This is a genomic window from Streptococcus sp. HMSC066E07, from assembly GCF_001814695.1.
Lineage (GTDB): Bacteria > Bacillota > Bacilli > Lactobacillales > Streptococcaceae > Streptococcus > Streptococcus hominis.
In genome coordinates, this window is the sequence record NZ_KV817414.1 from 39,236 (window position 1) to 52,718 (window position 13,483).

General features: G+C 40.9%; 11 protein-coding genes. All 11 read right to left on the minus strand.

What is annotated here, in order from left to right; translation table 11 throughout:
• Positions 1-171 precede the first annotated feature (171 nt).
• Positions 172-2,031: a proline--tRNA ligase gene (locus tag HMPREF2984_RS01220; RefSeq protein WP_070670081.1), complete on the minus strand. Its 1,860-nt coding sequence runs from the start codon at positions 2,029-2,031 to the stop codon at positions 172-174.
• A 37-nt stretch (positions 2,032-2,068) separates the two neighbouring features.
• Positions 2,069-3,340: a M50 family metallopeptidase gene (locus HMPREF2984_RS01225; RefSeq protein ID WP_049533288.1), complete on the minus strand. Its 1,272-nt coding sequence runs from the start codon at positions 3,338-3,340 to the stop codon at positions 2,069-2,071.
• Positions 3,341-3,781: 441 nt separating this feature from the next.
• Entirely contained in the window at positions 3,782-4,585 is an 804-nt protein-coding gene (locus HMPREF2984_RS01230; RefSeq protein ID WP_059221217.1) for a phosphatidate cytidylyltransferase, read from the minus strand.
• Between the two features lie 8 nt (positions 4,586-4,593).
• Positions 4,594-5,343, minus strand: coding sequence for an isoprenyl transferase (locus tag HMPREF2984_RS01235; protein ID WP_003028510.1), 750 nt, complete (start codon positions 5,341-5,343; stop codon positions 4,594-4,596).
• Between the two features lie 345 nt (positions 5,344-5,688).
• Complete coding sequence (gene yajC, locus HMPREF2984_RS01240; RefSeq protein ID WP_003026971.1) at positions 5,689-6,027, minus strand: preprotein translocase subunit YajC; 339 nt, start codon at positions 6,025-6,027, stop codon at positions 5,689-5,691.
• Between the two features lie 102 nt (positions 6,028-6,129).
• Positions 6,130-6,618 carry a prolyl-tRNA synthetase associated domain-containing protein gene (locus HMPREF2984_RS01245; protein ID WP_070670083.1) on the minus strand — a complete coding sequence of 163 codons (489 nt, stop codon included), beginning with the start codon at positions 6,616-6,618 and terminating at the stop codon, positions 6,130-6,132.
• 92 nt (positions 6,619-6,710) lie between these two features.
• Positions 6,711-8,687, minus strand: a complete 1,977-nt coding sequence (tkt, locus tag HMPREF2984_RS01250; RefSeq protein WP_037619098.1) for a transketolase — start codon at positions 8,685-8,687, stop codon at positions 6,711-6,713.
• Positions 8,688-8,797: 110 nt separating this feature from the next.
• Positions 8,798-9,889 carry an L-ascorbate 6-phosphate lactonase gene (gene ulaG, locus HMPREF2984_RS01255; protein ID WP_049533283.1) on the minus strand — a complete coding sequence of 364 codons (1,092 nt, stop codon included), beginning with the start codon at positions 9,887-9,889 and terminating at the stop codon, positions 8,798-8,800.
• Positions 9,890-10,049: 160 nt separating this feature from the next.
• Positions 10,050-11,720 carry a BglG family transcription antiterminator gene (locus HMPREF2984_RS01260; RefSeq protein WP_070670085.1) on the minus strand — a complete coding sequence of 557 codons (1,671 nt, stop codon included), beginning with the start codon at positions 11,718-11,720 and terminating at the stop codon, positions 10,050-10,052.
• A gap of 196 nt (positions 11,721-11,916) precedes the next feature.
• Positions 11,917-12,618: an L-ribulose-5-phosphate 4-epimerase gene (locus tag HMPREF2984_RS01265; protein ID WP_003028497.1), complete on the minus strand. Its 702-nt coding sequence runs from the start codon at positions 12,616-12,618 to the stop codon at positions 11,917-11,919.
• Positions 12,612-13,481 carry an L-ribulose-5-phosphate 3-epimerase gene (locus HMPREF2984_RS01270; protein WP_022525287.1) on the minus strand — a complete coding sequence of 290 codons (870 nt, stop codon included), beginning with the start codon at positions 13,479-13,481 and terminating at the stop codon, positions 12,612-12,614. The genes HMPREF2984_RS01265 and HMPREF2984_RS01270 overlap by 7 nt, the downstream gene beginning before the upstream one ends.
• Positions 13,482-13,483: the final 2 nt, after the last annotated feature.

The window sequence follows — 13,483 nt, forward strand, 5'->3', positions numbered from 1 at the left end:
AAAATGAAAGAAAAATAAAACACATTTCCCTTAGCAGTCATTCTTTGTCCCACACCAACAAGTCGACGTAAAGTGACAACTCAAAAAAACAGACAAAATCTCTTTTGGATTATCTCCAATTAAGATTTTGTCTGTTTTTGAATGATAATTTAGTTCTTGTTTCAGACCTATTTATTTGTCTTTCTTCGTTAAGATTGCAAGTGTTTCAAGAAGATTGTCAACATGAACTTCAATGGTATCACCTGTCGCTTTGATTTTGACTTCAACGATGCGGTCAGCTGCTTTTTTCCCAACAGTCACACGAATCGGTAACCCAATCAAGTCACTATCGCTGAATTTCACACCAGCACGTTCGTTACGGTCATCTGTCAAAACTTCGTAGCCAGCTTTGACCAGCTCTGCTTCTAGTTGTTCTGTCAAGACAAGAGCTTCCTCGTCTTTGACATTTACAGGGATTAGATGCACATCAAATGGTGCCAATTCTTTTGGAAAATTGATTCCCCAAGCATAGCGATAGTCTCCTTTTGGCGTTTTATTGACAAAGAGACGTGCATGTTGCTCCATAACAGCTGATAAGAGGCGACTAACACCAATACCATAGCAGCCCATTACGACAGGAACTGCACGACCATTTTCATCTAAAACCGTCGCATTCATGCTTTCTGAATAACGAGTTCCTAATTTAAAGATATGTCCAATTTCAATGCCGCGTGCAAATTTCAAAATGCCTTGTCCGTCTGGTGAAACTTCTCCTTCACGCACCTCGCGAATATCTACATATTCTGCTGTGAAGTCTCGCCCTGGATTGACACCTGTCAAATGATAACCGTCTTCATTCGCACCAGCGACTGCATTGCGGATGTCTTCTACCTTACGGTCTGCGATGATTTGAACATCTTCTGGAAGATGAACGGGTCCAAGAGATCCAAAGTTTGCTCCAAACAGTTCACGAACTTCTTCTTCGCTTGCCGGTTCAAAGAAATCAGCACCTAGATAATTTTTCAACTTCACTTCATTCAGTTGATCATTTCCGACAAGCAAAGCCACGATAGGCTTTTCGTCAGCAATGTAAACTAAGGTTTTGATTGTTTGACTTTCATCAACATGAAGAAAAGCAGCGACTTCATCAATTGACTTGCAATCTGGGGTTTCTACACGAATCAATTCCTCTTCTGCCACAACACGATTGCTTGGTTTGTATTCATCTGTTGCCATTTCAAGGTTTGCAGCATATCCTGACTCACTCGAATAAACAACAGTATCTTCACCAGACACCAACCAGCTCGTCAATTCTTCTTTTATCGCTTCTTGTACATCTGTCGGAATTTCATCAAAACTAGTGACTGACTTATCTAGAACAACCCAGCGCGTAAGGTCGGTACGGTCAGGTGTAATGGCCATAAATTCTTGGCTATCCTTTCCACCCATAGCACCACCGTCACCGATAATCCCTTTGAAATCAACCTCACTTCGGGTAAAAATATTCTCGTAGGCAGTCTTATACTCATCGTAAGTCACATCTAGGCTATCATAATTGGCATGGAAGCTATAACCGTCTTTCATGATAAACTCACGTGTCCGCAATAAGCCATTGCGAGGACGCTTTTCATCACGGTATTTAGCTTGAATCTGATAAAGATTAAGCGGTAATTGCTTATAAGATTTTACAGAATCCCGTACAATTGCGGTGAATGTTTCTTCATGAGTTGGCCCCAAGATAAAATCTGAACCTTCGCGATTTTTTAGCTTATAGAGATCTTCACCATAGGTATCGTAACGACCTGATTCACGCCAAAGGTCGGCACTAAGGAGGGCTGGAGCTAACATTTCGACCGCACCGATTTTTTCAAATTCTTCTCGCATGATTTTCTTTGCTTTTTCGATCACGCGATTAGCCAATGGTAAGTAAGAGTAAACACCTGCTGAAATTTGGCGGACATAGCCCGCACGCAGCATAAGTGCATGACTGATGACTTGTGCATCACTAGGCATTTCACGTAGTGTTGGGATTAACATTTTACTTTGTTTCATAAATTCTTCCTTTTATTTATTATTTAGAATTCACCTTTTAAAAGAAGGTTCTCATAATATCATTCCAGGTCACCGCAATCAGCAACACCACCATAATGGCGACACCTGCTAAAGTAACATAGGTTTCTGTTTCCTGCTTTAATGGCTTGCGACGAATGGCTTCAAGAAGATTTAGCACAATCTTTCCACCGTCAAGCGCTGGGATAGGAATGAGATTAAAAATACCAATATTCAGAGAAAGCATAGCTAAGAGAGCGATAACACTTTCAATTCCGCCTTTAGCAGCGTCACTACTAGCTTTGTAAATCGCCACAGGTCCGCCTAGTTTATTGATGTCTGGGTGGAAAATTAAATTTTTTAAAGCGCCAAAGATGCGGAAACTAGCGTTCCAAGCCATGCTAAATCCGCCCGCAATCATAGACAGAAAATCTGATTTCAAGCCCGGCATCACTCCTAATAAATATCTGCCTTGCTCTTTTTTAGGCTTAACTGTCAGCTCTTGAACTTTAGTTCCACTTTTAACCGTCACATTTAGTTCTGATTGCCCTTTACTATTTTTTGTTTCAGACTGAACAGCCTGGGTCAAATCCGACCAATTCTTAATTTCAGCTTGACCAACTTTTAAAATCTGGTCATTATTTTTTACACTGGCCTGAGCCAAGGCACCGCCCTGTAAAACGCGAATGTGATTTGTATTGGGATTGGCAACGCCACCCTGCATAAAAATCAACAGCAGAAAAGCTACAATCCCTAAAATGAAATTATTCATTGGTCCTGCAAAGTTGGTAATGAGGCGCCCGCCTAAACTAGCATTTTGATACTGCACATCAAGCGGAGCAATCCGAACCTCTGTACCGTCTTCTTCTACAATTGTTGCATCATGGTCAACTGCATAGGTCTTTTGTTCATCTAGTACCAAACCAGTGATTTCCAGCTTGTCTTCTAAATCAAAGCCTGTCACATTCATCGGCAGAGCGGTTTGATCAATTTTCTTGCCCGAAAGATTGATTCGGACGACCTTACCTGCTTCATTTAAAGTCAAACTAGCAGGTGTTCCTGTTTTAATCTCGGTCGAATCTTCGCCCCAACCAGCCATACGAACATAGCCACCCAGCGGTAACATTCGAATGGTATACGCCGTACCGTCTTTTCCGATATGAGCAAAAATTTTCGGGCCCATTCCGATAGCAAACTCCCGCACCAAAATACCCGATTTTTTCGCAAAATAGAAATGTCCAAACTCATGAACGACCACAATAATTCCAAAAACAATGATAAAGGTGATAATTCCTATAATACCTGACTGCATTACACCAACCTTTCTACTTTCTGACACGATCATCTTACTGAATTGCACACAGCAAATCAAGAATACTTCACTCGGCTTAAGATTTCCTTATAAAGTTCATTCACAAAGAGGCTGGGATGAACGTTCCCCAGACTCTTACAATATATTATTTTTACTACAAAACGCAGTGGTGAGAAACTCTGTTAACTTTAGTCAATTTAGAGTTCCCATGCACAATTGATTAGGTACTTTAGTGCCAATCAATCACTGCTGAGTGGCAGTTCTAATCCCTTGCTACGCAAGGTATGACGACCAACCCCTAGTCAACTGCATAAAGTGAAATGACAAAATCAATTTCTTGCGAAATATTGATTCTTTACGTCATCTTCTCAGATTTCATTTTTCGGTGAGTGACTATAAAACAATCACGTTAGTCTGTCTCACTTCATTTTATCCTTCTCATTAGAACAATCCAAAGAAATGCATCAAGGGAAAGACAAACAGCATGCTGTCAAAACGATCTAACACACCACCATGTCCGGGTATAAATTTACCAGAATCTTTGACTCCAAAATGGCGCTTAATCGCACTTTCTACCAAGTCCCCAAACTGTCCTGCAATACTAAAGAATACTGTGAAAAGAAGCATGACAAACATATGATGAGGTGCGGCAACGTTTCTATCAAACAACATGAAAACAAATGTTACAAGGACTGCTGAAGCAATGCCCCCTAGACTGCCCTCAATAGTTTTATTTGGAGAAACATGAGGAGCCAAGCGACGTACGCCATATCTCCGCCCGACCAAGTAAGCTCCGCTATCCGTTGCCCAGACAATAAACAAGGCTAAGAGCACTTTGTCAAAACCAGCCACTCGTGCATCTAGCAAAGCATTGAAGCCAATCCCCACGTAAAAACTCGCAGCGATTGGATAAGCCGCATCTTCAAAACTGTAATTTTTCCCTAGAACAGTTGAGCCTAATAGAAGAAAAACAACTAAACTATAGGCCACAACATTTCCGTCTATCGGCAAAAATTTCAAATAGTTTTCGAGTGGAATCGTCAACACAAAACCTGCCAACATGGCTAAGACACCTTCTAGCGTGGTACTTCTCAGCCCTTTCATTTGCAGCAATTCATGAACACCCAGCATGGCTAGAAGCCCCATTCCAATTTGCAGAAGCGCCCCTCCTATCATCAAAACTGGAATGAAGATAGCAAGTGCCACTCCGCCAAAAATAACACGTCTTTGTAAATCCTTATCCATAAATTCTCCTACACACCACCAAAGCGACGATTTCGTTTACTATATTCTTCAATAGCTGCTTTCAAAGCTTTCTCATCAAAATCCGGCCATAAAATATCTGTAAAATACAGCTCACTATATGCACTTTGCCAAGGCAAAAAATTACTCAAACGCAATTCTCCGCTCGTTCGAATGACCAAATCCGGATCGCGCAATAATCGAGGTAGATTGCTGGTTTGTAGATAATTGGCAATCATCTCTTCATCAATCTCACCCGGACTGAACTTGGCATCTAACACATCTTGAGCAATCATTTTAACCGCCTGAACAATCTCAGCACGGCCACCATAATTCAAGGCAAAATTCAGAATCAAGCCTGTGTTGAGCCGCGTTAATTCTTCTGCTTTGTAAAGCGCCTCATAAGTTGCCTTAGGTAGCCGCTCTGTATCTCCAATCATTTGAATTTTTACGTTATTTCTATGCAACTCAGGCACATAACGGTCGTAAAATTCAACCGGCAAGTTCATGATAAAGCTGACTTCTTTTTCAGGGCGCGACCAATTTTCTGTGGAGAACGCGTAGACTGTCAATACTTGGACACCCAACTCTTTAGCTGCAATGGTAACATTTTGCAAAGTTTCCATTCCAGACTTATGCCCGAAAACGCGCGGCTGCATTCTCTTTTTAGCCCAACGACCATTCCCGTCCATAATAATACCGATATGTTTTGGTATTTGTAACGGAACTTCAATTTTTTCTTTTTTCTTAAAACTAAACATCTGCTTGTTTTCCTAATAAAGTTTTACATTTCATTATATCATAAATCCTCTAAAAATGGGATTTATGCTAAATTTCAGATAAAAAAGAAGCCGAAACATAGAAATTTTTGGCTCCAACTTCTTTTTCACATTATTTTACGATAAAAATTAAATGCTTGATCTTTTTTAAATTCCTATTCTGCTAAAGGAATATTTGTTACTTGGTTAGCTTTGGCGTCAAAAATAGCTAATTGGCGACATCAAAGTAGAAAAAGAATTATTCTTATAAGTTGTAAAAGAAACCTTTCAAACAAAAATAAAAAGAATTGGAGAAACTCCAATCCCTTTTTCTAGCTTAAAACACTACTATTCTTCTTCAATAGCTGTATCTTCTGACATATCAACACTTCCGTCTGCACCAGCAACTGCTGTGATTCCCTCTGTGAGAGGCAATACGGTCTTGATAGCTGTTAATTCAAATGTCAAGTAAACACCGTCTACATCAAGGACAACTGTTTTCTTTTCAGTATCAACTTCATCAACCGTACCATACAAGCCACCAATTGTGATAACTTCATATCCTTTTTGTAGTTTGTTCAAGCTTTCCATCCGTTTGTCTGCTTGTTTCTTTTGAGAACGTTGCATGAAGAACATTAAGCCCATCATCACAACCAACATGATTAAAATTGAAAAACCGTTACCCATTTTAGTCTCCTTTAGATTTCATATATTATCTACTATAGCAGATTCCTAGAGAATTTACAAGGAGGGGCTGAAATTTCTAAAAGGATTCCTCCTTAAGCCTGACTAGCAGCAAATTCTTTTGACAGTATGCTCTGCTTTTTCCAAAAAGCGTAAAAAGTCCGCATAAGCGATATTGAGCGTTGTTGTATTGACAAAAGGATGAAAACCCACGGTCAAGTTCGGATCAACCTCCTCGTCCACAATCAGCTGGACTTTCTTTTCCTTATCAAAAAGCAACCCAAAAGGTGTAACCGCACCTGGCTCTACCTGTAAAAGCTCCTCCAGCTCCTTATCATTGGCAAATGATAATCGTTTTTCATCAAGGATTTCTGCCAAATGCTTGATATCTGCCGTTTTTTCGTCCCGCAAAATGACCAAATAAAATTGACGCCCCTTTTTATTTTTCAAAAAGAGATTTTTGACCTGTTGCCCCGGTAGGACAATTCCCTTTTCAACCGCCTCAATAACGGAAGAAATTGGTTCATGATCCAGACGATCATAAGAAATTTTCAATTCATCTAACAGCTGATAAATCATACTTTCCTTTGTCATTTTCACACCTCCGAGATAGAGTTTTCTATTTTCATTATAGCACTTCTAGTTAGAAAAACCGAAGCAAGCCTCGGTTTTTTTCTTGATAGTTACTATTTCAAATTTTTCACAACTTCTACGACATGAGCAACGGTGAAGCCATATTCTTCCATTACCTTAGCAGCTGGGGCAGAAGCACCGAATTTGTCAATACCGATAACAGCTCCGTCAAGTCCGACATATTTGTACCAAGACTGGGTTGCAGCCATTTCGATTGCAACACGGCGACGAACTGCATTTGGTAAAATTTCTTCTTTGTAAGCAGCATCTTGTACATCAAAGATGTCTGTTGACGGTACGCTGACAACGCGAACCTTTTCTCCTTGTGCTTCCAACTCTTTAGCAGCTGCAACAGCTAAGTTGACTTCAGAACCAGATGCCAGAAGAATTGTATCAAAGCCACCTGCTGTCTCATACACGACATAGGCTCCTCTTGCTACCTTGTCAAAGTCAGTTCCAGCTTCAACAGTCAAGTTTTGACGTGTGAGAACCAAAGCTGTTGGAGTTGATTGACTCTTGAGTGCCAAGTACCAAGCAGCCTGTGTTTCACGTGCATCTGCTGGGCGCAAGACATTGAGGTTTGGAATGGCACGAAGACCTGCTAAGTGCTCAATCGGCTCATGAGTTGGACCATCCTCACCAACTGCGATTGAGTCATGCGTAAAGACATAAGTCACAGGTAAGCCTTGAAGAGCTGACAAGCGAACAGCCGCTTTAACATAGTCTGAAAAGACAAAGAATGTACCACCATAAACACGAAGTCCCCCGTGAAGTGCCATACCATTCAAAATAGTTCCCATAGCAAATTCACGCACACCGAATTGAATATTGCGGTTAAGGCGGTGGGTATCGTCTTGCAAACCGTCTTCTTTGATATAAGTCATATTAGAATGAGCGAGGTCAGCAGAGCCACCGAGGAATGTTGGAAGTACTTTTGCTGCGGCATTTAAAGCATCTTGGCTAGAATTACGAGTAGCTTGTGAGAAACCTGTTTCTACTACTGGGAAATCTTCTGGCTTGATCTCAACTGGATCTTGTCCAGCAATAATGGCAGCAACTTCATCAGCTAAGTCAGGATAGGCTTGTTTGTATTCTTCAACGAGTTTTTCCCAAGCATCATAGGCAGCTTTGCCGCGTTCTGCAACATTAACTCGATAATCTTCGTAGACTTCTTCTGGAATTTCAAATGGTGCGTAATCCCAAGCAAGAGCTTTGCGAGTAGCCGCTGCCTCTTCTGCACCAAGAGGCGCTCCATGAACAGCATTTGTCCCTTGTTTATTTGGCGAGCCATAACCAATCACCGTTTTGACTTCAATCAATGACGGTTTGCCAGAAACTTTTGCAGCTTCAATCGCCGCATTGATTGCTTCTAAGTCTGTTCCGTCTTTAACCAAAGCTGTGTGCCAACCGTAAGCATTGTAACGGTCACGAACACTTTCTGTAAAGGAATCTTTCGTTTCTCCGTCCAAATTGATGTCGTTTGAATCATAGAGAACGATGAGCTTATCTAGCTTTTGCAGTCCAGCATAAGAAGCTGCTTCAGCAGACACACCTTCCATTAAGTCCCCGTCACCACAGATGACATAGGTATAGTGGTCAAAGATATTATAGCCTTCACGGTTGTACTTAGCAGCTAGGAAACGTTCTGCTTGCGCAAAACCAGTTGCCATCGAAATTCCTTGACCGAGGGGTCCAGTTGTCGCATCTACGCCAGCTGTATGTCCAAATTCTGGATGACCAGGCGTTTTAGAACCCCATTGACGGAAGTTCTTGATTTCGTCCATAGTGACATCTTGAAAACCAGACAAGTGAAGAAGTGCATAGAGCAACATAGACCCATGACCTGCTGACAAGATAAAACGGTCACGATTGACCCAATTTGGTACTTCTGGATTCACACGCATTTGCTTGGTAAACAAGTCATAAGCCATCGGTGCTGCGCCCATGACAACACCTGGATGCCCAGATTTTGATTTTTCAATGGCATCAATTCCTAAGAAACGAATGGCATTGACAGATAAATTTGACATTGAATTCTCCTTTTATAATACTACCCTTTCAGTAGCAATTATTCTACACTATCATTATATGAAAATTATCCGCATATCGCAATGTATACGGATAATTCCCACTTAATTTTTTATAGTAAAGCCTTAAATTGAATATTTGAATCGTGCTCGAAGCAATCATCAAAACCACGTGGATGGTGGTATTCAATTCTGTCTTTGTCTTGCGGATAAGTGTATTTACCGCCGACTTCCCAAATGAATGGATGGAATTGGTATTGCAAGCGCTCTTTGCGCATTTTCCAGAGGGCAAGAATCTCATCTGTTGAAGCCATGAAATTAGACCAGATGTCGTAGTGAACTGGAATAATGACTTTGGCACGCAGATTTTCAGCCATACGAAGCAAATCAATCGAAGTCATCTTGTCTTGAATACCGATTGGGTTGTCACCGTAGTTGTTAATCGCTACATCAATATTGAAATCTTTTCCATGTTTGGCAAAATAGTTTGAGAAGTGAGAATCTGCGCCATGATAAATCGTACCGCCCGGTGTTTCAAAGACGTAGTTAACTGCCTTACGCGCCATTTCTTCGTCAGTTACAGCAAGCCCTTTCAGCTCACCGTCTTGAGCATCCGCACCATCAACTGGAAGTGTGACCAAGCAAGTTCGGTCAAAGGATTCCACAGCCGATACTTTAATATCTTTAAACTCAAAACTTTCGCCGGGTTTAATCACGATGATACGTTCTTCTGGGACACCCCATTTTTTCCAAATTTCGCTACATTCGTAGGGGCCGACAAACTTCACATGATTTAATTTTGGATTGTTGACGATAGCTGCAGCAGTATTGATGTCAATATGGTCGCTGTGGAAATGAGAAACAAGGTAATAGTCTAGTTCGTTAATCGCAAATGGGTCAATCACCATTGGTTGCACACGGAGATTTGGTTGCAATTTGCGGACACCAGCCATATTGGCCATTTGGTGACCACGCACCATGTCTTTGACCTTTTTGGTTGATTTTCCGCGGTTGGACCAGAGATCCATGACCACATTAGCACCACCTGGTGTCTTAATCCAAACACCACAATTCCCTAACCACCACATAGCAAAGTTACCTTCTGGCACAACTTCTTCTTCAATTTCTTCATTGAGCCATGTTCCCCATTCTGGGAAAGTGGATAAAATCCAAGATTCTCTTGTGATTTCTTTTACATTTGGCATTGCTTATCCTCCTCAAGATATTTTATTCTACATTCTTAGTATAACTCCCTTCAATAGATTAAAAAAGACCAAATAAAGCACATGTCTGTGTTCAAGATTGGACTATTTTTCACAACTAAAAAAGCCGGGAATTTTATCCCTAGCCAGTCATCTTATTCTTTCATTCTTCCGTTGAAGTTGATAATAATTCTTCGTTGACAAGTTTTTGAATTTTATTTTTCAGCTCTTGTGTACGCGTTGAATCCTTGAGGTATTGTGACAAAAGTCGTTCTAAATCTTGACTAAATCGCACGCCTTTAGTAGAAAGAGTTTGATCTTTGACAAAAGAAGTAATATTCAATACGTCCTCGTAGTCCAAAATGGGCTGAACCTGTATCGTTGGCAGAGTGGTTTCCAATCCGTCATTTGTCGTAATTAATAAATCCACATCTAAAATGTCTTCGACGCTTTTGAATTGTTCTGTCGTAAAAACAGCACTTAAATTTTCATTTGGTAGATGATACAAGCACTGTTTGAGTAGCAATTTCTGCACAGCTACTCCTTCATCACAGACTAAATAAATCCGTTTGGCATCTTGTTTTTCAGCACGATTATGTTTTAAGAATCCACCCATATGAAGAGCAAGATAAGCAACTTCATCATCAGTTAGTGAAATAAGCCATGCTTCCTCCAAAATCACAGAGCAAGACTTGGTGACTGCAAACAAATCTGCATATTTTTCCTTGATCTGTCGTGTCAATGGATTTTTAGACAGAATGCCGTAGGTTTTACGAAACAGCAAAGCCTTGCAGTGCGTCAATAAATTTCGCAACAAATCTTCTTTATTTTCAATTTCAAAATGCGAACTGACTTCAAACCGCCAAATAAACTCATCAATCGCTTCTTTTAATTGGACAAAATCTTGACTGGTTGCATGAATATCCCGATCTTTCCGGTAAGAAAGCAAAAGAACGGCTAAGAGAGAAATTTCAATATCATTTAATTGCAAGCCAAATGTTGCCCCTAAATTACTATTCAAATTCTTGGCTGCTTGGTATTCTATCCGCTTGCGAATCAAGGTAAACTCACGCTTCAAGTCTTCCTGCTCTTCCTCATTTAAAGCCATATTGCGACAGCTCAACAGCAGATAGGGCAAAACTTGCAGCATGAATTTGATTTCATGGCGATTGATTTTCTTGCCTAAATCCTGCTCCACATCTTGCACTCTTTGATTGAGAAAATCTTGCAATTCATCGGACAAAAGTAAATCTTCTCCGATAAATTCTTTTATCTTTTCTGTCAAAATCATCACAAAACTATGATTTCCCTCTGCAAAAATGTCATACAAAAGAGAATGAACGTACTGAATCTTATTGAGCGGGTGGCACTTCAAAAAATATCCTTGTGCTTTTGTGGAAGTGAGATTGACTTGATACTGCTCCGAAGCCAACTGATTGCGGATTTCATTCAAATCATTGAGAACCGTATTGCGGGATACTTCTGTCAATTCCATTAGCTTTTCAATAGTCACACGCTCCTTAGCAATACAGATATAAAGCACAGTCAGCTGCATACGCTCGGTCATGCTCATGACATAGCTATAAAAATCAACGCCTTCCAATAACTCTTGACAGAGTTCTTTTTGGTGTGCGGTTAAGACAATCCCTACTCTCGGACGGCTACTAATGACTTCGCCGACATCCGCTAAAGCATCATTGATTTTTTCTAAATGATAATAGATTTTCCTCCGCGATTGATTGGTTGCCCGTGAAATGGTCATAATCGTTTCTGGCTCTTCCAACTGAATGAGGTATTTTAGTAAGTCACAACTTGTTTGATCCAATAATATCATCATTTACTCCTTGAAAGGGATTGCAAACCATTATAACATCTTTTCACACATCATTCACATGAAATCGAAAGAATTTATTCGTTATTTTGGTCATTTTTAGCGCTTTTTCATAGCAAAATGAGAAAAGCAAGGCGAGGAACCGGCATCATGACTGCTCTCAATCATGGTAGTCGTCCTTCTCCTTGATTTTTCATAATTATTTTTTCTGTCCGTAGTAAGCATTCTTTCCATGTTTTCGCAGGTAATGCTTATCTTTGAGATCTTGCGGCACTTCCGTCACTTCTGGATTGATAGCTTCTGTGTAGCGTGCCATACGAGCGGCTTCTTCAAGGACAACTGCATTATAGACGGCCGCTTTTTCGTCCTTGCCCCAAGCAAATGGTCCGTGATTGCGGACGGTTACAGCTGCTACTGCGAGCGGATCTAAGCCACGTTTGGCAAATTCTTCGATAATGACTTTCCCAGTTTCTTTTTCGTACTCGCCATTGATTTCCTCTGGTGTCAAGGCACGAGCGCATGGAATTGGACCGTAGAAAGTATCAGCGTGCGTGGTGCCATAGCATGGAATATCACGCCCTGCTTGCGCCCAAGCCACTCCTTCTGTCGAGTGCGTATGAACAATGCCACCCACTTCTGGAAATGCTTTGTACAGTTCCACATGCGTCGGCAAATCTGACGACGGATTCAGGTCTCCTTCGACAATATTACCGTCCAAATCAGTCACAACCATATTTTCTGGAGATAATTTTTCATACGCTACACCAGAAGGTTTAATGGCAATCAAGCCCTTCTCACGATCAATTGCCGAAACATTTCCCCAGGTAAATTTCACCAAACCATGCTCTGGAAGCTCCATATTGGCTTTATAAACACGTTCTCGTAATTCTGGTACTAACATTCACATAACCCCGCTTTCTCAATGAGTGGATAAAGGAAATCTTGCGCTTCTTTGATAGCAGCTTTGGTTTCTTCCACCGTTTCGCAATTCTCAGACCACATTTCAATCAAGAACGGACCTTGGTAATTGGTTTTCTTCAAAACAGCAAACATTTCTTCCCAATTGACACAGCCTTCCCCAAAAGGTACATCTCGAAATTGCCCTTTAGAATGCTCCGTCACGGCATAGGTATCTTTTAAGTGCAGCGCAGCAATTGCCTGATGACCAAGGTAAAATTCACTCCAGAGGTCATTATGCCAAGCAGAAACATTACCTGTATCTGGATAGACAAAGAGATAAGGCGAATTGATTTCTTTCGCCACAGCCAGATATTTTTCAATGCTGTTGATAAATGGGTCATCCATGATTTCAATCGCCAACATAACTTGTGCCTGTTCAGCCCAATCACATGCTAGACGCAGATTTTTTAAGAAACGAGCACGCGTTTCAGGTGATTTCTCTTCGTAATAAACATCATAACCTGCTAATTGAATGACCCGCACACCTAAATCCTGTGCTAACTTGATACATTGTTTCATCGTTTCAAGCGATTTTGCTTCTAACTCAGGATTGTTTGAGCCTAATGGATAACGCCGATGTCCACTAAAGCAAATACTTGGAATCCGCACACCTGTATCATAGATAGCTTTGACAATTTCTAGACGTTCTTTTTTAGACCAAGCGAGACGCGCCAGCCGAGCGTCACTTTCATCAACCGACATTTCCACAAAATCAAATCCCATTTCCTTGGCAAATTCTAACCGTTCCCGCCAAGAAAAATGCTTAGGCGTTGCCTTTTCATAAATTCCAATCGGACGTGTCATAG